Genomic DNA, 226 nt, shown 5'->3' on the forward strand with positions numbered 1-226 from the left:
CGGACGGCTCGCGCCTGCACGTCGTGATCCCCGACGTGTCCCGCGAGCACTGGCAGGTCAACGTCCGCCGGTTCGTGGCCAAGGCGACCCACCTGGACGACCTCGTGCGGCTGGGCACCCTGACCCGGCACGCGGCCGACTTCCTGGCCGCCGCGGTCGCCTCCGGGCTCAACGTCCTGGTCAGTGGCGGCACCCAGGCCGGCAAGACCACCATGCTCAACTGCCT

General features: G+C 72.1%; 1 protein-coding gene. It reads left to right on the forward strand.

Annotated elements, in window-relative coordinates:
• On the forward strand, positions 1-226 hold a 226-nt coding region (locus B4K29_RS00690; protein WP_286966181.1), incomplete at both ends, for an ATPase, T2SS/T4P/T4SS family.

Source organism: Arsenicicoccus sp. UBA6765 (assembly GCF_002453335.1).
Lineage (GTDB): Bacteria > Actinomycetota > Actinomycetes > Actinomycetales > Dermatophilaceae > Arsenicicoccus > Arsenicicoccus bolidensis.